This is a genomic window from Acinetobacter sp. RIT698, from assembly GCF_009668065.1.
In the GTDB taxonomy this organism is placed as follows: domain Bacteria; phylum Pseudomonadota; class Gammaproteobacteria; order Pseudomonadales; family Moraxellaceae; genus Acinetobacter; species Acinetobacter guillouiae.
The window spans coordinates 1-215 of the sequence record NZ_WJYH01000132.1 but is presented as its reverse complement, the minus strand read 5'-3'; the positions used below and the strand labels follow the sequence as shown (position 1 = coordinate 215).

General features: G+C 40.9%; 1 protein-coding gene. It reads right to left on the bottom strand.

Features of this window, described 5'->3' with window-relative positions; all coding sequences use genetic code 11:
• Positions 1 to 215 (bottom strand): MBG domain-containing protein (locus GJV03_RS21625; RefSeq protein WP_171501899.1); only part of this gene is annotated, 215 nt, incomplete at both ends.

Genomic DNA, 215 nt, shown 5'->3' with positions numbered 1-215 from the left:
GCATCTTTAGCGGTAACTGTTGCTGAAACGCCAGATAGTACAGATTCAGTTTCACCATTGACCAAACCTGTTGCAGTAAAGCCAGCAGCAGTTTGATCTTTACCATTATAAATAGTTGATACGCTATTGGCAGTTACGGTGGCTTTAGCTTTGGCGATATCTAAAGCCCCATCAACAAAGCTTAAATCATAATTCTTATCTAGACCTGTTGCGGT